Below are 19,990 nucleotides of genomic sequence, written 5' to 3'. Positions count from 1 at the left end.
TTTATGAGAATTGTGTAAGTTGAAATTTACTCTTTATTAGTTCCTCAAGGTCTTTCATCGGGGTCAAAGCATTTTTTAACTTCTCTTTGTCTGTTTTAGACATTTCTCTTAAATTAATATATTGTCCAGAATCGTCATTTTTTAAGCCTTCAACAGTTCTAAATTTTGAAAGTGTTAAAAATGCTTCGGCGCAACTTAAATATATTTCGGCATTTTTAGAATCGGTAATGGCTAATTGTTTGAATCTTAAGTAGGTATTTTTAATTCCTTTGATATTCGCATTCAAAATTAACAAACGTGCACTATCAATAAGCGGCATTAAGGCACGGGTTTTAATATCAAATTTTCCTTTTTGCGGACCTTCTTCCTCAACAATGAATTTTTTAAAGAAACTCAAAGGAGAATTTCTCTTTAAGGCATCGTTCCCTAAAAAGTCAAAGAATAAAGTATTATTTACAGCATTTTTAAATACCACATTTTCTATAACTTCTTCAATTTTTGCCTCACCAATTACGATTTCATAATCAAAGAAAATACTGCTCAAATCATTGCTGTTTTCACCTGGAGTATTCATCCAGCTGTTGTATTGTTTTGTCCAGTCACTCAATGATTTACACCATAACATATTGCTTCCCATGTGACCATTTGGGCAATATTCATAACCAACTTTTTCAAGTATGGCAGTTGTTCTTTTTGCCAGTCTTAAAAAGTAATCTTTTACCTCGCGATATTTTTCAGGGGCAACATCTTCAAAAATTAAAATGCTATCCTGATCTGTCAATAAAAGCTGTTCTTTACGACCTTGACTGCCAATGCTTAACCATGCAAATCTGGCAGGAGGGGAGCCTAGATCTAAAATTGACAGCTCAACAGCACGTTTTATGATGGCCAGGTTAATTTCGCTTGCAATATTACTAACATGAGAAATTGGTATATTTTTTTGAATCGAATTCTGAATCAAATCTGATAAACGATCACGAATTTGTTTTAAATCTTTTGGAAGCTGCGAACGCTTAATTTCTTTAATTAAAACACCAGGGTTACTAGCTTGTGCTACAATTAAATCATGCTCAGAAATAATTCCTTTTACAGCAGATTTACTTGTACCGTCTTTAGTTACGCACAGGTGAGAAACATTATGTTTCAGCATAAGAAGCTGGGCTTCGGCCAAAGAAACATTTTCAATTACCGTAACAACCGGTGAAGACATTATTTTGTCAATCGTTTCAGTAATAGGGTAACGTCCAGTTGCAATTTTTGAAGATAAGTCGGCGTGGGTTACAATACCAATCGGGTTATTTTTTTCACAAATAACAATATTATCCACCATAGATTCTGTCATCAAAATGGCAACATCTTTTACAATATGGTGAGATTCAGTTGTTAACGGAGAATTATTATAAGAAAGAGACTGGATATACTGCATCTCATTCTGCTGGTCCATAAAATTACTATCGGGGTCTAATTTTCCGTTAGAACGTGCATTATCTCTGGTATGCCTTGAATTTATGGCAAAACTTTCCAGTAAAAAATTTAAAACATCCGAATTATTAGCCACAAATGGACGAAAAACAGCAATTGGAATCGCATAAACAATACTTTCTTCACGCGCTTTTGCCGTCATCATATAGTTATTTTTAGCAAAAAACGGACGTAAACCAAAAATATCTCCTTCGTGGCATTTGTTTATAATGGTTTCTTCGGCATCAGCAATTGTTGTTAAATTGATAACACCAGAAGCCACAACATAAAAACTGTCGTGAAGCGGATCATTATTTTGAAACAATACTGCATGTTTTTCTAAATTGATAGCACGAATATTTGTAGCGATATCTGATAATTCCTGAAAAGTTAAGTTATCAAACGGCGGGTATTCTTTTAAAAAGTCTGCAATATGCTCAGCAATTGTATTCATATATGTTTAATATCTTTTAGAATATTGAATGTAAAAATAATAAAATAAACTCTTACAATGAAACCATCTTGGTCAGAATCTAATTATTTTAAAGAAATGTTAAGATTTACTGAATTCAAGGCTTCAAAATGTTTTTTTTAAATTAAAATTCTGATAATTACTTGAATTTCATTGTTATATGAACAATAAATTATGATTTTAAAATCTGATTTTTTATTCTGTACAGTTTGAGGTTAGAGGAATGCATTTATGAGTTTATTTAAAATAATAAATCTTGAAGCCGGAGCATTTGTTATGATTTTCTATTTTACATAATATAAATTATAGTTCATTTGTGATGTAACTAATTAACATTAACCAATGGCTTTAAAACGTTCCTCTTTAGAGAATTACACGCTATTACTTGTCGAACTTAACAAGATGCGTCACACAAATTTCAATGCAAAAACATTTTTGAAAAAAATGCGCCCATTTTGCAAAACCTCTCATTTAAAGTTCAAAACATTATTCCTAAGAATCCGTGGTTCAAATATAGGAATTACAATTAGAGTTTGTACGGATTGTTTTATAGTAACTCAATCTTTTTGTGTTCACGAATTTATTTTTTACTGCAATTCTCAGAAAACGCTGATTTCAAAACTTCTTAAACATAATCTTCTAATACCTTAATATATGTCAACAATTTTACTTTTAATCCAAAAACGAGAAAATTTGCTTTTGGAATTAGCTGGGTTAAATCATGATTTAAATGAATATTCAAAAAATCCTGTAGAGACTGTCGATTTACTTGGTTTAAAATATCAGCATGATTTTACGATTAGAGAAATTAAAAATATTGGTCAGCAGATAAATGTTTTTTTTAATTCTCAGATTTCAAATTACAAAAACAAATTTTTTGAAGTTGAAAAGAAAATAACTGAAGCTATTTCGAAAAAAGAATTTACAGTTAATGATTTGCCTAAAAATCATTATTCGTTATGGCAGAATTTGGAAAATTAATTTTTTGCTACTCCCCTTTCGATTTTTTCAATAGTTGCCGTAGGGTATAACGGCAACTAACTCACTCAAACCTACTAAAAAACTATGATTTCATATAAAGAAAGGCATCAAGCCCAGACTAAATTTAAAAACAACAATTTAAAACCTACTCTTATAAATATAGACTACTTAATTATCAATTTAGAGGGTCAACCGTTTGGAGAATTTCCCGAACATTCAAAGTTTCGCTTAAAACCCTACGAATATGGAACTAAGATTTTTGAGCTAAGAGCAGACTTGTATTATGAGAATTTAAAAATCGGTATTTACACAGCAAAACCACGCTCAGCAATTATGAGCGAACAATTTGCTCAGCTTCAATTTGAAAACAATCTATTTTACACATTATCTAACGACGCTTTAAAAGGTGTCATAAATGCTTTTTGCGATGAAACGAACTACTTATTTAAGTCTATTAATAGACTGGATATATGCCTTGATAAGTCTGATATCAACAATTCTTACCGTAATTTATATAGTAATGTGGTTGCAGGTAACTACCTTATTTCGGGGCGTCCAAAAAATTTACAAAGCTATTTTGAAACCTACAAAGGAAAATCAATACTTAACGGCTTCCAAATTGGGAAAAGAACATCTGATAAAATAATACGATGCTATAACAAAACGCTGTCTTTACAGCTTACCGAAAAGCCATACATAAATGAATATTATGCAAATAATGGTTTGAAAAACGACAATGTTTGGCGTTTTGAATATCAGTTAAATTCAGCGTTCTTTAGAGGTCTTAACGAACATTCAAAAGGAAATATAAATATCAGTCAGGCAATGACTTGGGGTGTTTTTGATAAAGCAAATCTTTATGAGTTATTAAAAATTGCAAATAAAGGTTTTTTTGAACTTCGTGAGAATACTGGCAAAAGTCAAATCAATAAAGAGAAGCTTATTACTCTTTTTGATTTTGATTTTTTGCAGTCCCAAATTACCAAATTCAATCCTATAATTAAGCGTTTAAAAAAGGTTGTTCTTTCTTCGACAACAATTAAAAAACGTCTTGCAAAATCTCTATTTAGAGAATATTACGCAAACAATCAGGATATATCTTATATCGTCGCTCTAAATCTTTTACTTCAAGATATGGACATGACTACTGAAAACCAACTTTTAGTTTGGTTTCAAAACAAATTACATTTCTATCTGCACGAATTTAGAACAAAGGAAAAATTAGTAAATGATTTTGATTCTGAATTATTCCACGAACATCAACTTTTATTTTTATAAGCCATGAAAACAAGAAATCTAAGCCAAAAAGTTAACAAAGTGCAACTTCAATTTATCCTTGAAGTAAGTTACAAAACTGCTCGCAAAGAGTATCAAATTATATTAGACAGTCTTGCATTAACAAGAAAGTATTTAACAATTAAGGATTTGATAGATTATGGAATTTTAACTTAAGTGTTGCTGTCTTCTGAGTTATTGCGAATAATATCTTCAACGTCAGTAATGAAAAAATTAGTGTTATGCATTTCCATTTTTATATGTAGATCGTATTGCATTAAGTTAAAATCAGTAACCATTTTATCTTTAAGGTAAGTGATTTGCGATTCAAGTCTGTCTTTTTCTTTTCTATCTTTTTTAAGAGTTAGTCGATTTACTTGATTGTTTGCAATTATGATTTTTGTTAGTGCTTCGTCTAATTTAACAACGTCTAGTTTTTCCATATTTTATTGAATTAATTTTTTCTAAAAATAGGTAAAAATAGGTAAAAATGACTACAAATAGGTAAAATTGAGTAATGCCCATTGGTAGTTGCAATAACCTTTGTGAAAGAAATTTAAACAAATAAAATTTATAACAAATGAAAATTGCAACTATTACAGGCGTTACAAAATCGCCAGAACTTCAAGTAACAAAAGCAATCGGTGCTTTAATTCTTTCAAGTGATCTGCCGTTATCAGGCTTAACTACTGAAAAAATTAGTATTTACATTGAACGTGGAAACGGCTCGAATGTCATTTTAGCAAATAAAGTTTTGCTTAAAGATTTCATTTTAGCAAGTACCTACGGAACTGAAAATACACAGTCAGATGAAGATAATGCTTTGATTGCATTATGTGAATTAGCAGACGAAGGTTCAATTTATCTTGCAGATAAAGAGAGTATTAAAATTACTCTTGAAGATTTAATTGCAGGTAAACGCTACGATTTACACGGAATTGAAGAGCCACAGCAAACAAACAATTTATTCTTTTTTGAACAAAAATCTGTTGCTTCTGAGGAGTTTAACAAAAAAATTGATGTTCAGGGATTTGATTTGGCTGTCATGACTGTTGACGATTCAGTAAGTGATTTGTCTTACCAGTATGCAAACGGTCAGGTAGTTAAATACCTTCCTTTTGAATTGCAAACATTAAGCCGTGACATTGACCCTATCCAAGCTGTTTTAGCAGATGGAAAAGTTTTACAAGGCTTAACGGATAGATTAACCTTGCCTTTAGTGGCTGTGGTTGGTATTGAAATCAATAAGTCCCAAGGTTCAATTATTAATTTCGTCGTAAGATGTTTAAAAACTGTGTAAGCTATGGGATTTTTCAAAAAAATTGGAACAGCGATTAAGAAAAACGTTTCGTTCAAAAATTTAGTAAAGGTTGCTACTCCTATTATGGGGGCTATTCCTTTCGTTGGTGGGGCTGTTCAAAACATATCGCAGAATTTGCAGGATGCTCACGAAGCAAAAAAAGCAAACAATGCAGCGCAAGCTGAATATAATAATCAGCAAGCTTTAGCTGTAGCAAGTCAAACCGCTGGAGCTGTAGCAAATGCAGGTTCTCAGATTTTCGCAAAAGCCGTAACAACTGGGATTAATGACGGTTTAAGTACTGGTTTTGTTCAGGGCTCTGGTCAGGTTGGTGCTACTGTCGTAAGTTCAACTATTAAGGTTTGGTTTCAAAGAAACTGGAAAATTGTTTTAGGTGCTGTCGCTGGTCTTATTGCATTGATTTGGTTTTTAAGACGTGACCGCAATAATTCAGGAAGAAGAGTTGCTAGAAAAAGATAGCAAGCCGAAAAATTACTATCGAATCTATCTTATTGTATTTCTGATAGATTCGGTAGTAATCATAGTAAAAAAACTGGCTGAAATCATATTATTAATTAAACACATTATAAAGTAATGGCACAAAATAGAAAAAATTCTAATAATCAGAATTACAACAATAATAACAATAACCAACAAAAGGTAAAACATTCAGGTGCAAAGTATACTACTTATATGCCTGTTACAGGCCCAAATAAAGGTGTAGAACAGCATTTAACAACTGGTTGGAGATTGTCAAAAGGCGAATTAATTGCGATTAAGTGTGTAACTACAAATAAATCAAATCTTTCTGAAAAAGGTTGGTTTGGCTCAGTAGCATGCACTTTTACAAACACTAAAACTGGTGTACAATCTTTTCATTGGGGAACAATGCAGAAAAACGGCGGTAAAGTGGTAATTGACAGCATGGCATTTGTAATTAACCCACGTGCAAAAAATGGCGGTTATGCAGGTACATTTATTCGTTCGAACTAATGTTTAGGTTTATATTAAAGTTCCTCCCTCTTATACTTCATGAGGGAGTTGATTTACTCAAAGATCATTTAGAAAAAAGAAAACAATTAAAACAAAATAAGTAATGAAAAATTTGAAAGGAATTGTTTCGATAATTGGTATTATCGTGAAATATGGTGCGGTTGTAACTGCTATTTTAAAAGGTATTCAGGTTGTATCTGATGAATTAAGTAAGCTTGATTTCGGAAAAGATGAACCGCAAGCACCTGCCAAACCTTTAATTACAGAAGAAAATGAGTAGTTATTTAGGTAGAAAAGAATTAACTCGAGGTATTCGAAATAACAATCCGGGTAACTTGGTTTTGACAAATATCGCTTGGCAAGGTAAAATTCCAAATGCTCAAAATACAGACAAACATTTTGAACAATTTACAGAAGTAAAATACGGTATTCGTGCCATGTTGCGAGATTTGACAAACGATATTGATAAAGGCAAAAATACGGTAAGAAAGCTTATAACTGAGTATGCACCGCCATCTGAAAATGATACTCAAAAGTATATTGATGTTATTTCAAAAGCTGTCGGTTTAGATCCTGACCAAACAATCAAAATCGTAGATGCTAAATTTTATTTAGTTATTGCAAGGGCAATTATTAAGCATGAATGCGCACCCGATCATAATTTAATTTACGATTCAGACATTCAGGATGCTATCGATATTATGGGAGATTACAATCTTTCAGGTGTTACGGTAACGGCTAAAAAGAGATTCAAATTCAATTATTTGATTATTCCCGTACTGCTTTTTTTTTATACTGTTTACAGCGTTACAGTCTAAACAAACGCCCAAAACGATAAAATTTATTAATTCAAAAATTTAAACAAGATGTTAGATAAAATCAAACTTTTTTACACAAACAATAAAACTATTGCAAATGTTGTATTAGTAGCTTTAGCGGGATTCTTAGCTTATAAATTATTTAAGAAAAAATAATTATGGCTCAAAGAGAGATAGTAAATAGAACAAAGAGCCAAGCCAATACTGTTTGGCTCTTTGATTTTCTGCAAAAATACTGGCTTTTGGTTGTTGGTATCATTGTGTGTTATCCATTATTAAAAAAATGGTATGCTAAATTCACACAAGATGCTGAGGAAAAAGCTTTGGAAGATGCTGAAAAGGATTTAAGAATTGCAGTTTCTAACCCAATGACAAAGGAAATTGAATTGAATAAAATTACACCTCGTAAAGAAGTTCATGACATAGCAGAATCTTTGGCGGTTTGGTTGGGAACAAATAAGCAAACGAAAGATTCTCCTTGGTACACTTGGATAACTGAACCAATGTCTAATTTCGAAAATGAGAGAGAGACTATTAACGAGTTATTGAAAGTAAAGCAAGTTACAACTGTTCCTTTAGTAATCGGCTGTTATTATGTTATTACACGCCGTGATTTAAAGGCTGATTTAAAAAAATATTTATCAACCTCGGACTTAAAAAAAGTTCCGTTATTTAATTAATTACTATGAATTATATTCAATATATAGATGAAACTTACGCAGTCAAAGTTAAAGAGATTGAATCTTCTGAGGGGTATTTAATTAGAGGTATTCAAACACCATTTTTTATATTATCAGTATTTATTGATAACAAGCGTGTTAATGGCGTAGAGTTTAATAATTATGATAGTTTGCCTATGCTGTCAGTTATCAATGACTTGGGTAATGTCGATTTAAATGTGATTCCAGAAAATTATTTTGCTACTGCATTTACCGAAATTTATTTAAGTATTCCTTATAGCAACGGTGGTTCAAGTGTAGAAATTTCAAACTTTAGTGATTTTCAGAAAAAACCGTTGCGATACCTTAAAGAATATAAGCTACCTCAATTTCGTATCGATGGCAGATTTTCTCAGGGTTCAGGCTATACATTTGATCGTAGGGTTTATTCAATGCTTAATCTTGGAACAATTCAGGGAGATAACAAATTTTACATTGGTAGTTATGATACTTACCCGAATTCTACTCACGTAGATACAATTGAATTTCAAGGGGAAACTCCAAATTATATTCGAAATGGTTATGATTTGGTTACGTCGTTCCCTGTTCAGAATAACGGCGGTATCGTTCAGTTTGGAGATTTTTACGTAAAAATGACAACTGGCAAAACCTCATATCCTTACGGATTAAGAGTTTACATTTTCACGGATATAAGAACTAATGAATTTTGGATTTTGACAAATTACATTGAACAAGGTACAAGTATCATCAAAAAAGGAGAATTTGATATTTCAACATTTGTTTGTATCAATGGTGGTTTTAAAATCAAAAATATCTTGCAAGATGTAGAAATACAAATTACAAATATTTATGGCTAATACTACTCCAACGCCTTACAGCTGTACAATCTTTAATAAAGATAAAAGTATAAGACCTATAAAAGTTGAGTTTTGCAAATCAATATATTATCTACATAACTGGTGTAAAAATGTCGGATTTGATTATCACTACATTAATATTTACAACCGAAAAACTGGTAATTATATTTCTCGACAATATTTCAATGATTACATAATAGATAAGCCTTTGTATTAATTTACAAAGGCTTTTTTTTTAATAAGTTGCGAGATAATATAAAAAGCAAATTGTTACAATTGCCGTTGATATGATCGATAGAAACGAAAAAAGATTAGTGTTTCTTAGTTTTCTTTCTTGTTGAGGAAGTAAACTTAAATCTTGGTTAGTGATATTAGCTTCAAATCTACTTTTATTCATCATTCTATAATTTATATAAACTAAAACACCTAAGTTAACAATAGGAATTATTATTGTCCATCTTGAAATATTTTTTTGAAACTGTGCTAAAGCAAAAAATGCGCCTACCATTAGGTTATTATAATTTGAAAGGTAATCATGAATTCTGTCAAAATATTTTACAGTTTCTTTGATACCATCTTCTTCCATTTTTTTCCATCTAGCGTCTCTTTCTTTAGCTTCAATTTCACTTTCTGCGAGATATTTTAATATTGCATCTGTATCAATTGGTTCTTCATCTTCTTCAAAATTCTCGTCAAATTCTTGCATAGCATATATTTAAGTTAATAATTCGCTAATTTAACAATATTTTAATGACAGTACTTTTTTTTTTAAGGTATAATTATTTATTCTTTTATAGCAATTGACAAAGTGAAATTAAAATTATTGGCATTATATTTGAAAATGTTTAGTAAATTTAAACTCACAAATAAAGCCACATGAAAAAAATTACTTTATCTCTTATATTATTGGTATGTTTTTCTGCTTTTTCTCAGGAGAAAAAAACATTTATCTCTAAGTCGGAATCCTTGAACTCGGGGCAATCTGCATTTATTAGCTTAGTAAATCGTTATTATCCTGAATTTAGTTTACCTGCAAAGATGCTTAACATTTACGATTCAGATAAACAAATAGCAGAAAGTTATATTGAATATCCAAAACCACCTAATGATTGTAATGAGTATTTGATTACAGTACAGCCTGACAATAAGCGTTTAGATTATGAGTTTCAATACGCTGTTGGGAATGGTAATGCTACTTCAAAAGGCTCAATTTATATTTTGGGCTCTGATGTTTATAAGGTCGACACTACAATTAAAGGAAAAAGTAAATACTTTTTTCAATTATATAAGAATGGCAAAGAAGTATACAGTGATAATCCCTATGAAGGATTAAATTAAAAAGCAATAAATAAGCCCCAATAAAACGGGGCTTTTTTTATGTTCTTATCTTTTTTGATTTTTTAGACTTACCTAAAACCTGGGGCAAATGTGTTGTTGATAAAGTTGTTAACATCTTCTTGGACGTACTGCAAATCATACTATAAATTATAGTTCATTTTAATATGTGTTTAAATATAGCTAGATTGTTGTTTGTCAGATATCTATGTGTTTCATAAAAAAGCATCACATAATGCGATGCTCTTATTTTCGAAAATATGATATTTTAAATTGTTATATTTAAATTTTATTTTGGTAAACAGATTTTCCGTTTAATGAAACTTCTATAGAATTATTTTTCTCAGAAAAAGTTGTTCTCAAAACATTTCCTTTAAAAATTGAAACATCACCATAAACTTTTCCGGTTTCTTCAGAAACATATTCAAATAATAATTTTTTATTGTCTGGTTCAATTCCCAGTTTATAACTTGTAAATTTTGTTCCTTTTAAATCAAATTGCTGCTGCGAATCGATAATTTTTCCATCAGCATAAAAATTTGTAATCGTTTTGTTTAAAGTAATATCTGGATAATATTGATTTACTTTTGTTAGTAATGCGTATTGCTCAACATTTGCATTTTCTTGTTTTGATGAAATGGTTTGAGCGAAAGAAATTGTTGTAAAAAGAATGGCAAATAATAAAATGTACTTTTTCATAATTTTTATTTTTTAAGATTACTAATGTTACGTTTTTGATATTAAATGTATTTGATATCTACTACAAGGTATGAAATCTTTACCTTTGCAAAAAATTATAAGCCTTTTTTTAAGAAAATGACAACAAAAAAATATATCCAGCTTATTCTCATTCTTGGTTCTTTAACAGCACTTGGTCCTTTTTCAATCGATATGTATCTGCCTGGTTTCTCTGGTATTGCTAAAGATTTGAATACATCTGTGGCAAAAGTTTCAATGAGTTTATCGAGTTATTTTATCGGAATTTCTGCCGGGCAATTACTTTACGGGCCGTTATTAGATCGATTTGGGCGTAAAAAACCACTTTTTATCGGTTTGATGGTTTATATTTTGGCTTCTTTTGGCTGTATATATGTTGCTGATATTGATTTATTTATCTTCTTACGTTTCATTCAGGCTATCGGAAGCTGTGCTGCAACAGTTGCTTCTGTTGCAATGGTTCGTGATTTGTTTCCTGTAAAAGATATTCCAAAAGTATTCTCTCTTTTAATGCTTGTTTTAGGGCTTTCGCCTATGCTTGCTCCAACAATTGGTGGTTATGTAACAGAAGATTATGGCTGGCATACCGTATTTTTTATACTATTTTGTATGGGAATCGCTATTTTAATTGCCTCTCAAGTTGGTTTGCCAAATAGTTATAAACCCGATACTTCTATTTCATTAAAACCAAAACCTATTATTTCTAATTTTTTAAAGGTTTTAAAAGAACCACAATTTTACACCTACGCATTTACGGGAGCGATCGCTTTTTCGGGATTATTTACTTATGTAGCAGCCTCGCCTATTATTTTTATGGATATTTACCACGTTGATGCCAAAACATACGGATGGATTTTTGCTTTTATGTCAGTTAGTTTTATCGGTTCGAGTCAGTTTAATTCAGTTTTATTGAAGAGATTTTCCAGCGAACAGATGATTTTTGCGGCCTTAATTTTGCAATCTCTAATTGCCATTATATTCCTGATACTTTCGCTAAACAATTTATTAGGATTGTATACGACTATTGTGATGCTTTTTTTATTTCTGGGCTGTTTAGGAATTTCAAATCCAAATACTGCCGGACTTACAATGGCTCCATTTGCTAAAAATGCCGGAAGTGCTTCAGCTTTAATGGGTGCTATTCAATTAGGATTGGGAGCTTTAGCTTCATTTGCTGTCGGGATTTTTGTAAAAGATTCTGCAGCACCAATGGTTCTTATTATGACAGTTACTACAATTATTGCTTTTGTAGTTTTAAATATCGGAAAACGTTTCATTAAAAATAAAGTCGAAATCGCTGAAAATGATGATGTGGTAGTTGGACACTAGATATTAATTCCAATTGGATTATAAAACATAAAAAAGAGGCTGTCTCAAAAGTAAAATCAAGCTGTTGAGAATCGCGTAAATGAAAAATTTCTCCGATAGGTATCCGAATAAAAAAGAGGTTGTCTCGACTTTTGAGACAGCCTCTTTTTTATGTTCAACAGTTTGTCATTTCGACCGAAGGGAGAAATCGCACTAGAATGTCGACAAAGATTGGCGATTTAGATTGAGGAGTTTCGTGTGCGATTTCTCCCTTCGGTTGAAATGACAATACTTTGAGGATAAAAGCTACAGTAAACTCAAAAAAAAATCCAAACTCCGGTAATTGGAATTTGGATTTTTAAAAATTTTGGAGTTTAAAACTTTACTCTAATTGTTGTTTCTTGTCAGGTCTAATAATCATTCTAAGAGATTGATCTCTTGCGAAATATGCTACCATCCAATTCCAGAAAGTATTCAGTCTGTTTCTATATGTAATTAAAGAAATTAAGTGAATAAACAGCCAAATGATCCAGGCCAAAAAGCCTTTAAAATGCCATTTTGGGCTTGGTAAATCTACTACAGCCTTATTTTTTCCAATGATGGCCATCGAACCTTTATCTTTATAAGCAAATGATTTCAAAGGTTTGTTTTGAGCCATTGCTTTAAAGTTTTTGGCTAAATTTAATCCTTGCTGAATAGCAACCTGAGCCACCTGCGGATGTCCGTCGGGAAAGTTTTTATCTCCGGCTAAAATTGCGGTATCACCAATTGCATATATGTTTTCTAAACCATTTACCTTATTATATTGATCTGTAGCCATGCGTCGGCCGCGGCCGTAGCTTTCCTTCGGAATTCCGTCAAAAAGTTTGGCAGAAACTCCTGCTGCCCAAATTAAGTTTTTGGTTTTAATCGTATCTCCGTTTTCAAAAAATACCGTATCATCAATATAATCGACAACACGAGTGTGCAGTTTTACTACAACGCCAAGTTTTGTAAGAGCTTCGAGAGTGTCTTTTTGAGAAGCTTCGCTCATTGGCGACAGTAAAGCATCACCTCCATCAACAAGGTAAACGTTACTGGCAGATGTTTCTAATTCAGGGTATTCTTTTAATAGAATATTTTTTCTCATTTCGGCAAACATTCCAGAAACTTCAACTCCAGTTGGTCCGCCTCCGGCAACAACGATCGTTAACAATTTACGACGTTTACGAATATCTTTGGTAATAGCTGCTTTTTCAAGATTTTTAAGCAATGCATTTCGCATTTCGATGGCATCATTTAAGGTTTTCATCGGGATCGCGTTTTTCATTACGTTTTCCATTCCGAAATAACTCGTTTCGGCACCCGTTGCAAAAACTAAATAATCGTATGATAATTCGCCGTTGCTCAAAATGATTTTATTTTCGGCAGGAACTACAGAAAGTAATTCGCCTAAACGAAACTGAAGGTTCTTTTTACCTGCAAAAAATTTTCTAAAAGGATAACTAATACTTGAGGGTTCTAAAAAAGCGGTTGCAACCTGATATATAAGCGGAGGAAAAAAATTATAATTGTTTTTATCTACAAGGGTTACTTGTATTTGAGGATGATTTACAAGTTCTTTTGCGAGATTTATTCCTGCAAAACCGCCTCCTATAATGACTATATTCATATGTGTTGTTTTATAATGTAGGATTTATGAGTAAAATTGTTTTTGCCTTAGCAGTTCCATAAATTTAACATTTTAATTCCAGATACGAAACCCAAACCTGAGTTTTGTTTTCCTTTTTTGAGAATTATTCAGTCAATTTAAGTTTCATCATAATATCTGTTTGTTCATCATTTCCAAGTTTAAAAATGTGTTTGTCAAATTCAACAAAACCATTTTTTTTATAAAAACTTAAAGCTCGATGATTTTCTTCCCAGACCCCTAACCAAACATAGTCAGCATTCTTTTCTTTTGCTGTTTGAATCGCTTTTTCATAAAGTAATTGTCCGACTTTTTTTCCGTGAAATTCTTTTGAAACATAAATACGTTCGATTTCAAGGGATTTTTCGTCCTGCAGTTCAGTCTGCGATTCTCCGAAGTTTATTTTTAAATAACCGATTACGTTATTATCAAGAACAGCAAAATAAAATTCAGAATTTTTATTCGTTAGTTCTTCCGTTAATTTTTCTGTAGAAAAACCTTTCTCTAAATAATCTTTCATATTTTCTTCAGAATTTGATTCTGAAAAAGTCTCCTGAAAAGTCTGCCTCCCAATTTTTTGCAATTGTTCAATCTCGTCAAGCGTAATCTTGTTAATTTGAATATTTTCCATTCTGGATTATGTTATTTTAGGATTTAAATTTCCTCATAAATTTACAACATAAATCAGCAGATTCAAAAGCTTGAAGTATTACTTTTTGAATTTTTTAACAGGCTTTTCTGTTACTTCAATTTTGTTTTGTAAAACATAATTGGCCAGCAATTTCTCAATCAGTTCGTCTTTTGTAAGATGGTGAAAAACGGTTTTTACCTTAGTTTTCAAATCAGTCGAAATGTCGTGGTTTGGTTTAGTTTTGAAGATTTGTTTTGCCCATAAAAGCGTATTGTTTTCTTCAATACTCAAGGCTGAAGGTTTTTGAAATTTGGTGAATTTAAGCCCCAGTTCTCTTTCAAAATCTGCAATTTCTGCCACTTCTTCTTCCTGCAAAACGGTTAAAGAAAGTCCCTTTGCCCCTGCTCTGGCAGTTCTTCCGCTTCGATGAACATAAGTTTCGTAAGCGTCAGGCAAATGGTAATTTACAACATAAGAAATTTCTTTTACATCAATTCCTCTAGCGGCTAAGTCGGTGGCAACTAATATATTGATATGTCCTTCTCGGAATTGTTCCATAATTCTGTCACGAATCCCCTGTGTTAAACTCCCGTGAATTGCTCCCGAAGAAAAACGGTTAATCGCCAGATTTTTGGCTAATTTATTAACAGCAGCTTTTGTTTTGCAGAAGATAATACCGCGTTCTCCATCTTTTGAATTTAGAAAATGCATTAAAATGTCTAATTTTTCAATTGGATCAACTACAATATATTCGTGATCAATTCCTTGGTTACCAACAGTTTCCATATTGGCACTTACCTGAACTACATTTTTGTTTAAGTAATTCTGAACCAATTGTTTAATTGTTCCCGGTAAAGTAGCCGAGAATAATAATGTGCGGTGTTTTTTAGGGACTTCAGCCAGAATTTCGTCCAGGCTTTCTTTTAAGATTGAAACCATTTCATCGGCTTCATCTAAAACTAAAAATTGCGTTTGTTTTAAATCAACGGCTTTTCTTTGGATCAAATCGATTAAACGTCCCGGAGTTGCCACAATAATATGTGTTGGCGATGTAAGACGTTCAATTTGAGGCTTAATCGGGATTCCACCGCAAGTTGCTGCGATTGAAATATTCGGAATATATTTTGAAAAATCTTCTAAATTTCTAAAAATCTGATGTCCTAATTCTCTTGTTGGAACTAAAATTACAGCCTGAACTACAGGAGATTCCGTGTCAATTAATTGTAATAGCGGAAGTCCAAAAGCGGCAGTTTTTCCGGTTCCGGTTTTGGCTAAACCCACAACATCGTGGTTTTCGGACAATAAAAGCGGAATTGTTTTTTGTTGAATTTCAGTAGGTTCAACAATGTTTAATTCGCCTAAAGCTTTTAAAATTGGCGCTGAAAGTCGTAATGTTGAGAATTGTTTAGACATGTTTTATTTTTAGATTTTAGAGTTCTGATTTTAGATTTGCTTCAGATTGCTTATTATACAAACTGAAACTAAAAATCTTTGTCAAAGTTTCAAATTTTGACAAAGATCATGCTTTTTTATATAGTTCAGGGGTACAACTTGAAACCTGAAACTTTTTTAACCTCTATTCTCAATCCGGTTCGTTCATGATTTTTTCGCGGTATTTTTTACCTACTAATAAGGTAAGTCTTTGTTTGTAATCGTCAAGAAGCCATTCGCGGTAGTTTTTACTGCACTGGCTTAAACATTTTGCGTAACGTTTAATTCGGCATTCGATATCGTCTTCTAATTCTCTCGACAAAGCTTTTGCTTCCTGAAGTGTCTCCGTATTATCAACACACATTGCGGCATGCTGTTCAAGCGATTTGTCTAAAACAATTTTTGAACGTAAATTTTGTTTTATCGCCAGTTTGTGTTCTTCATCAACATCAAAAGTAACATCGGCAGTTTTGCTGAATTTTGCTCTTAATTCCAGCGGCATGCTGTATTTAAAGAACATTTCGATCTCAGTATCGTCTCTTAGGTTTTCAAGATAAAATTCTGGAGATTTAAAAATATGCTGCCAGTTTACCGGTTCGCTCCATAAACCGAAACGAGCGGCGTTGTTTCCTAAATCAATTACCGTAAATTCGTCTTTACCAGGTAGTTTACGAGATCCGCGGCCAATCATCTGGAAATATAAAGTTAATGACTTCGTTGCTCTGTTTAAAATGATAGTCTCAACAGTTGGCTCATCAAAACCAGTTGTTAAAATTCCGACAGAAGTCAAAATTGCATCCGGAGTTTTCTTAAACCACTGTAAAATATCTTTACGCTCTTCAGAACTGCTTGTATTATCAAGGTGCCTGATATCGTAACCTGCTTCTCTAAAAGTATCATATACATATAATGAGGTATGAATACCATTATTGAAAATTAAAGTTTTCTTGCCCAAAGAACGTTCTGTATACGCATGAAGCAATTTTTCCTGCATTAATGAATTGGTATACAAATCATCAGATGATTTTACGGTATAATCTCCGTTGATACCCACTTTTAATGAAGTCAAACCAACATCGTAACTGTATGTTGTTGCTCTGGCCAAAAATCCTTTGTCGATCAATGAACCAATAGTGTCCCCAACGATAAGTTCGTCGTAGCTTTGGTGCATTGGTAATTTTATGTTTGAACTCAAAGGTGTTGCTGTTACTCCAAGAATAAAAGCATTTTTAAATGAGTTTAATAGTTTTCTGAATGAGTTGTAATGAGCTTCATCAATAATCACCAGACCAATATTGTCAAGGTGTAATTTTTCGTCGTTGATACGGTTTTTTAAAGTCTCAACCATAGCCACGAAACAAGAATAATCATTTTGATCCGGTAATTCTTTTACTTTACTGTTGATTATTTTATTGCTTACGCCAAAGCCCTTCAACATTTTTGAAGTTTGTTTGCAAAGCTCAATTCGGTGTGTTAAAACAACCACTTTTTTGTCATTATTGGATAAATAACGACGCACAATTTCAGAGAAAATTACTGTTTTTCCGCCTCCGGTTGGCAATTGATACAATAAATGATGTTTAGAAGGAGCATTGTCTAAGCGGTCAAAAATGGCGTCGATATCACCCTTTTGGTATGCATAAAGTTCTTTTTTCTCTTCTCTTTCTATTTCTAAAGTGTTTTGAAGCATTGTTTATTTTTGGATTTTTGCAAAAATACATCTAAAAAACAGTTATTCATCTTATTTTAACCTAAAATAAATGATTTTTTTAAATAAGATTTTTTATAGGAAGTGTTTTTAAAAGTCAATTTTATCCAGAATTGCTTCAAAATCATACTTATTTTTCCATTTTTGCTGCAAAATCTCTTGATGAATGCCTTTAATCCTTGCTTTAAATTCAGTCAGGATTCCGTTAGAAATTACAAAATTTACCGCCTGTTCAAACGAGCTAAAGATACTTTTGTAAAACAATTCCTGCTTAATTAAATTATTAGAAGAATAGGTTTGCGCAATTTCGATATTATAAAACATCAAATCGGCAATAATAAACGGATCAACGCCTAACATTATGAAATGTTTGATGATTTTTTGTGCCACAGAACGACGCATTTTTGCTTTCGGGCGCCGTTTTGTATTGGGCTTTTTTACCGGAAAATATTCATGAGAAATCTTAACCTTTGATTCCTGTAGAAGTTTGTCTTCTTTTGGGTTAAAAACAAAATCATAATACACTTTTACGGGACTGAATTTTTCATACAGCTCAATAAGCTGTTCTTCTAGTTGTTCTTTGCTTAGTTCGGTTAAATATTTTTTTAAATCGCGTTTGCTCATTATCAAAGTTTAAGATTACAAAAGTAAATTACTTTCCTGACACATAACTTAAAAACCAATCCTAATACTTAATTTTGTGCCTATAATCTCAAAATATATCTACATGCTTAAGATTTTTAAAGTTACCGCTATTTTAGAAGGAATCTCTTATTTAGTTTTATTTGCCAATATGCTTATTATTAAAACTAACAATCCTGAACTTTATCATACATTATTAAGACCGTTAGGAATGACACATGGTGTGTTATTTATAGGTTATATTATTTTGGCCTTTTTATTGAAAAAACCTCAAAACTGGGATTTAAAAACATTTGCAATTATACTAATCGCTTCTCTTATTCCGTTTGGAACTTTCTACATAGAGAAAAAATACTTAGAAACTAAAGCAAATGCTTAAGCTTTTGGATAAAATATTCAATTTTTTATACCCGCTTTTCAGGGATTGGGGAATGAGCCGCAACTTTGCATCTTATATCAGCCTGATCTTTAATATTGCCATTATGCTGGCTTTGGCTTACGCCATTTATTATATTGCAAAATTTGTTTTGGTAACACTTACTGCCATATTTGCACAGCGTACCAAAACAAAGTTTGACGATTATTTAATTCACAATAAGACCACAAAATATACAGCGTATTTAATTCCGTTTTTCTTCATTTATAAAGCTGTTCCTATTATTCTGGACAAATACGAATATTGGGAACTACTTTTCGGAAAAATCGTTGGCATTTATATTGTTCTGATCAGTTTATGGATCATTAGAACAATTTTTAATGCTTTACGAGATTATTTAAAGCAAAAACCCGAATACAGCGACAAACCTATCGACAGTTTCGTTCAGGTTATTATGATTGTGCTTTGGATTTTTGGAGTCGCCATGATTATTTCGACTTTATTCGGAATAAAAAAAGGTGAATTGCTAACCATTTTAGGAACTCTTTCGGCCATTATTATCTTAATTTTCAGAGATACTATTTTAGGATTTGTTTCGAGTGTTCAGGTTGCCATAAATGATATGGTTCGCATTGGTGACTGGATTACAATGGATAAATTTGGTGCCGATGGCGATGTAATTGAAATCAATTTAACGACTGTAAAAGTTCGAAATTTTGATAACACCATTACAACGATTCCAACTTATGCTTTAAGTTCAGATTCTTTTCAGAACTGGCGCGGCATGCAGAATTCTGAAGGAAGACGTATCAAAAGACATATTTTGATTAAAAGCAGCAGTATTCGTTTCCTGAATAATGATGATTTAAATCACATGAAAGGAATACAGCTTATCACTTCGTACATTGAAACCAGACAAGCAGAAATTGAAAAGTATAATGATCTTAGGGGAATAGATAAATCACTTGCCCTTAACGGTCGTAATATGACCAATTTAGGTTTGTTTAGAAAATATATTATGCAGTATTTATTAGACCATCCTGGATTAAATAAAAACATGCATATCATGTGCCGCCAGCTGCAGTCGACCGCACATGGAGTTCCGTTAGAAATTTATGTTTTCTCAAGCGATAAACGCTGGGCAAACTACGAATATATAATGTCTGATATTTTCGATCACATTATGGCGTCGGTTATCTATTTTGATCTTGAAATATTTGAACTTCCTTCGCAGATTGGGGTTTTAGATCGGTAAATTTTAGTTTCAAGTTTTGTTTGTTTCAGGTTTTAAGTTCTCGCAGTTTGTCATTTCTAGGAACGAGAAATCGCACGCGTA

23 protein-coding genes are annotated in these 19,990 nt (G+C 32.1%); 14 read left to right on the top strand and 9 right to left on the bottom strand.

All coding sequences use genetic code 11. The features are described 5' to 3' along the window. Window position 1: 1 nt before the first annotated feature. Window positions 2-1,915, bottom strand: coding sequence for a DUF294 nucleotidyltransferase-like domain-containing protein (locus tag LUU93_RS03180; RefSeq protein ID WP_232678160.1), 1,914 nt, complete (start codon window positions 1,913-1,915; stop codon window positions 2-4). 672 nt (window positions 1,916-2,587) lie between these two features. On the opposite strand from LUU93_RS03180, the gene LUU93_RS03175 reads away from it, so the two are divergent. From LUU93_RS03175 to LUU93_RS03165, 3 genes are all read left to right on the top strand, one after another. Continuing rightward, entirely contained in the window at window positions 2,588-2,914 is a 327-nt protein-coding gene (locus LUU93_RS03175) for a hypothetical protein (RefSeq protein ID WP_232678158.1), read from the top strand. A gap of 84 nt (window positions 2,915-2,998) precedes the next feature. Beyond that, window positions 2,999-4,192 (top strand): hypothetical protein, encoded by a 1,194-nt coding sequence (locus tag LUU93_RS03170; protein ID WP_232678156.1) that lies wholly within the window; start codon window positions 2,999-3,001, stop codon window positions 4,190-4,192. A 3-nt stretch (window positions 4,193-4,195) separates the two neighbouring features. After that, window positions 4,196-4,366: a hypothetical protein gene (locus LUU93_RS03165; RefSeq protein ID WP_232678154.1), complete on the top strand. Its 171-nt coding sequence runs from the start codon at window positions 4,196-4,198 to the stop codon at window positions 4,364-4,366. Here the strand turns inward: LUU93_RS03165 and LUU93_RS03160 are convergent. Then, entirely contained in the window at window positions 4,363-4,632 is a 270-nt protein-coding gene (locus tag LUU93_RS03160) for a hypothetical protein (RefSeq protein ID WP_232678152.1), read from the bottom strand. The genes LUU93_RS03165 and LUU93_RS03160 overlap by 4 nt on opposite strands. Window positions 4,633-4,769: 137 nt before the next feature. On the opposite strand from LUU93_RS03160, the gene LUU93_RS03155 reads away from it, so the two are divergent. The 7 genes from LUU93_RS03155 to LUU93_RS03125 all read left to right on the top strand — a co-directional run bounded on the left by LUU93_RS03155 (window position 4,770) and on the right by LUU93_RS03125 (window position 8,837). After that, window positions 4,770-5,489: a hypothetical protein gene (locus LUU93_RS03155; RefSeq protein ID WP_232678150.1), complete on the top strand. Its 720-nt coding sequence runs from the start codon at window positions 4,770-4,772 to the stop codon at window positions 5,487-5,489. Between the two features lie 3 nt (window positions 5,490-5,492). Then, a complete protein-coding gene (locus LUU93_RS03150) occupies window positions 5,493-5,969 on the top strand; it encodes a hypothetical protein (RefSeq protein WP_065450148.1) in 477 nt (158 codons plus the stop codon). A gap of 114 nt (window positions 5,970-6,083) precedes the next feature. Continuing rightward, on the top strand, window positions 6,084-6,482 hold the full coding sequence (locus LUU93_RS03145) for a hypothetical protein (RefSeq protein ID WP_057117985.1): 399 nt from the start codon (window positions 6,084-6,086) through the stop codon (window positions 6,480-6,482). A gap of 103 nt (window positions 6,483-6,585) precedes the next feature. Next, the gene (locus LUU93_RS03140) at window positions 6,586-6,762 is read left to right on the top strand and encodes a hypothetical protein (protein WP_157848516.1); all 177 of its coding nucleotides are present in this window, start codon (window positions 6,586-6,588) and stop codon (window positions 6,760-6,762) included. After that, a complete protein-coding gene (locus LUU93_RS03135) occupies window positions 6,755-7,300 on the top strand; it encodes a hypothetical protein (protein ID WP_232678148.1) in 546 nt (181 codons plus the stop codon). The genes LUU93_RS03140 and LUU93_RS03135 overlap by 8 nt, the downstream gene beginning before the upstream one ends. 158 nt (window positions 7,301-7,458) lie before the next feature. Beyond that, complete coding sequence (locus tag LUU93_RS03130; RefSeq protein ID WP_232678146.1) at window positions 7,459-7,980, top strand: hypothetical protein; 522 nt, start codon at window positions 7,459-7,461, stop codon at window positions 7,978-7,980. A gap of 5 nt (window positions 7,981-7,985) precedes the next feature. Then, complete coding sequence (locus tag LUU93_RS03125; RefSeq protein WP_232678144.1) at window positions 7,986-8,837, top strand: hypothetical protein; 852 nt, start codon at window positions 7,986-7,988, stop codon at window positions 8,835-8,837. A 235-nt stretch (window positions 8,838-9,072) separates the two neighbouring features. On the opposite strand, the gene LUU93_RS03120 is transcribed toward LUU93_RS03125, so the two are convergent. After that, entirely contained in the window at window positions 9,073-9,543 is a 471-nt protein-coding gene (locus tag LUU93_RS03120; protein ID WP_232678142.1) for a hypothetical protein, read from the bottom strand. Window positions 9,544-9,713: 170 nt separating this feature from the next. Here LUU93_RS03120 and LUU93_RS03115 point away from each other — a divergent pair, with 170 nt between their 5' ends. Next, window positions 9,714-10,175, top strand: a complete 462-nt coding sequence (locus tag LUU93_RS03115) for a hypothetical protein (RefSeq protein ID WP_232678133.1) — start codon at window positions 9,714-9,716, stop codon at window positions 10,173-10,175. Between the two features lie 279 nt (window positions 10,176-10,454). On the opposite strand, the gene LUU93_RS03110 is transcribed toward LUU93_RS03115, so the two are convergent. After that, entirely contained in the window at window positions 10,455-10,871 is a 417-nt protein-coding gene (locus LUU93_RS03110) for a hypothetical protein (protein ID WP_232678125.1), read from the bottom strand. 117 nt (window positions 10,872-10,988) lie between these two features. Here LUU93_RS03110 and LUU93_RS03105 point away from each other — a divergent pair, with 117 nt between their 5' ends. Next, the gene (locus LUU93_RS03105; RefSeq protein ID WP_232678123.1) at window positions 10,989-12,218 is read left to right on the top strand and encodes a multidrug effflux MFS transporter; all 1,230 of its coding nucleotides are present in this window, start codon (window positions 10,989-10,991) and stop codon (window positions 12,216-12,218) included. A 361-nt stretch (window positions 12,219-12,579) separates the two neighbouring features. On the opposite strand, the gene LUU93_RS03100 is transcribed toward LUU93_RS03105, so the two are convergent. The 5 genes from LUU93_RS03100 to LUU93_RS03080 all read right to left on the bottom strand — a co-directional run bounded on the left by LUU93_RS03100 (window position 12,580) and on the right by LUU93_RS03080 (window position 18,260). Continuing rightward, window positions 12,580-13,848, bottom strand: a complete 1,269-nt coding sequence (locus LUU93_RS03100) for an NAD(P)/FAD-dependent oxidoreductase (RefSeq protein ID WP_232678122.1) — start codon at window positions 13,846-13,848, stop codon at window positions 12,580-12,582. A 124-nt stretch (window positions 13,849-13,972) separates the two neighbouring features. Then, window positions 13,973-14,497, bottom strand: a complete 525-nt coding sequence (locus LUU93_RS03095) for a GNAT family N-acetyltransferase (protein ID WP_232678120.1) — start codon at window positions 14,495-14,497, stop codon at window positions 13,973-13,975. 78 nt (window positions 14,498-14,575) lie between these two features. Continuing rightward, window positions 14,576-15,910, bottom strand: coding sequence for a DEAD/DEAH box helicase (locus LUU93_RS03090; RefSeq protein ID WP_232678117.1), 1,335 nt, complete (start codon window positions 15,908-15,910; stop codon window positions 14,576-14,578). Between the two features lie 169 nt (window positions 15,911-16,079). After that, complete coding sequence (locus LUU93_RS03085; RefSeq protein ID WP_232678113.1) at window positions 16,080-17,618, bottom strand: DEAD/DEAH box helicase; 1,539 nt, start codon at window positions 17,616-17,618, stop codon at window positions 16,080-16,082. Between the two features lie 108 nt (window positions 17,619-17,726). Beyond that, window positions 17,727-18,260 (bottom strand): DUF6155 family protein, encoded by a 534-nt coding sequence (locus tag LUU93_RS03080; RefSeq protein WP_232678111.1) that lies wholly within the window; start codon window positions 18,258-18,260, stop codon window positions 17,727-17,729. A gap of 103 nt (window positions 18,261-18,363) precedes the next feature. Here LUU93_RS03080 and LUU93_RS03075 point away from each other — a divergent pair, with 103 nt between their 5' ends. Together LUU93_RS03075 and LUU93_RS03070 are read left to right on the top strand one after the other, a co-directional pair. After that, window positions 18,364-18,657 carry a DUF3817 domain-containing protein gene (locus LUU93_RS03075; RefSeq protein ID WP_232678108.1) on the top strand — a complete coding sequence of 98 codons (294 nt, stop codon included), beginning with the start codon at window positions 18,364-18,366 and terminating at the stop codon, window positions 18,655-18,657. Further along, window positions 18,650-19,909, top strand: a complete 1,260-nt coding sequence (locus LUU93_RS03070) for a mechanosensitive ion channel family protein (protein WP_232678104.1) — start codon at window positions 18,650-18,652, stop codon at window positions 19,907-19,909. The genes LUU93_RS03075 and LUU93_RS03070 overlap by 8 nt, the downstream gene beginning before the upstream one ends. Window positions 19,910-19,990 lie beyond the last annotated feature (81 nt).

This window comes from Flavobacterium soyae, assembly GCF_021245985.1.
Classification (GTDB): Bacteria; Bacteroidota; Bacteroidia; order Flavobacteriales; family Flavobacteriaceae; genus Flavobacterium; species Flavobacterium soyae.
The sequence above is the reverse complement of the archived record's forward strand: the minus strand, read 5'-3'. Positions and strand labels throughout refer to the sequence as shown.

What these genes read in the sequence shown, in the direction of transcription:
- LUU93_RS03125 (WP_232678144.1), top strand. Translation starts at nt 7,986, where the DNA reads ATGAATTATATTCAATATATAGATGAAACTTACGCAGTCAAAGTTAAA.
- LUU93_RS03080 (WP_232678111.1), bottom strand. Translation starts at nt 18,260, where the DNA reads ATGAGCAAACGCGATTTAAAAAAATATTTAACCGAACTAAGCAAAGAA.
- LUU93_RS03110 (WP_232678125.1), bottom strand. Translation starts at nt 10,871, where the DNA reads ATGAAAAAGTACATTTTATTATTTGCCATTCTTTTTACAACAATTTCT.
- LUU93_RS03165 (WP_232678154.1), top strand. Translation starts at nt 4,196, where the DNA reads ATGAAAACAAGAAATCTAAGCCAAAAAGTTAACAAAGTGCAACTTCAA.
- LUU93_RS03135 (WP_232678148.1), top strand. Translation starts at nt 6,755, where the DNA reads ATGAGTAGTTATTTAGGTAGAAAAGAATTAACTCGAGGTATTCGAAAT.
- LUU93_RS03105 (WP_232678123.1), top strand. Translation starts at nt 10,989, where the DNA reads ATGACAACAAAAAAATATATCCAGCTTATTCTCATTCTTGGTTCTTTA.
- LUU93_RS03180 (WP_232678160.1), bottom strand. Translation starts at nt 1,915, where the DNA reads ATGAATACAATTGCTGAGCATATTGCAGACTTTTTAAAAGAATACCCG.
- LUU93_RS03090 (WP_232678117.1), bottom strand. Translation starts at nt 15,910, where the DNA reads ATGTCTAAACAATTCTCAACATTACGACTTTCAGCGCCAATTTTAAAA.
- LUU93_RS03140 (WP_157848516.1), top strand. Translation starts at nt 6,586, where the DNA reads ATGAAAAATTTGAAAGGAATTGTTTCGATAATTGGTATTATCGTGAAA.
- LUU93_RS03120 (WP_232678142.1), bottom strand. Translation starts at nt 9,543, where the DNA reads ATGCAAGAATTTGACGAGAATTTTGAAGAAGATGAAGAACCAATTGAT.
- LUU93_RS03145 (WP_057117985.1), top strand. Translation starts at nt 6,084, where the DNA reads ATGGCACAAAATAGAAAAAATTCTAATAATCAGAATTACAACAATAAT.
- LUU93_RS03115 (WP_232678133.1), top strand. Translation starts at nt 9,714, where the DNA reads ATGAAAAAAATTACTTTATCTCTTATATTATTGGTATGTTTTTCTGCT.
- LUU93_RS03085 (WP_232678113.1), bottom strand. Translation starts at nt 17,618, where the DNA reads ATGCTTCAAAACACTTTAGAAATAGAAAGAGAAGAGAAAAAAGAACTT.
- LUU93_RS03150 (WP_065450148.1), top strand. Translation starts at nt 5,493, where the DNA reads ATGGGATTTTTCAAAAAAATTGGAACAGCGATTAAGAAAAACGTTTCG.
- LUU93_RS03070 (WP_232678104.1), top strand. Translation starts at nt 18,650, where the DNA reads ATGCTTAAGCTTTTGGATAAAATATTCAATTTTTTATACCCGCTTTTC.
- LUU93_RS03175 (WP_232678158.1), top strand. Translation starts at nt 2,588, where the DNA reads ATGTCAACAATTTTACTTTTAATCCAAAAACGAGAAAATTTGCTTTTG.
- LUU93_RS03170 (WP_232678156.1), top strand. Translation starts at nt 2,999, where the DNA reads ATGATTTCATATAAAGAAAGGCATCAAGCCCAGACTAAATTTAAAAAC.
- LUU93_RS03095 (WP_232678120.1), bottom strand. Translation starts at nt 14,497, where the DNA reads ATGGAAAATATTCAAATTAACAAGATTACGCTTGACGAGATTGAACAA.
- LUU93_RS03130 (WP_232678146.1), top strand. Translation starts at nt 7,459, where the DNA reads ATGGCTCAAAGAGAGATAGTAAATAGAACAAAGAGCCAAGCCAATACT.
- LUU93_RS03155 (WP_232678150.1), top strand. Translation starts at nt 4,770, where the DNA reads ATGAAAATTGCAACTATTACAGGCGTTACAAAATCGCCAGAACTTCAA.
- LUU93_RS03160 (WP_232678152.1), bottom strand. Translation starts at nt 4,632, where the DNA reads ATGGAAAAACTAGACGTTGTTAAATTAGACGAAGCACTAACAAAAATC.
- LUU93_RS03075 (WP_232678108.1), top strand. Translation starts at nt 18,364, where the DNA reads ATGCTTAAGATTTTTAAAGTTACCGCTATTTTAGAAGGAATCTCTTAT.
- LUU93_RS03100 (WP_232678122.1), bottom strand. Translation starts at nt 13,848, where the DNA reads ATGAATATAGTCATTATAGGAGGCGGTTTTGCAGGAATAAATCTCGCA.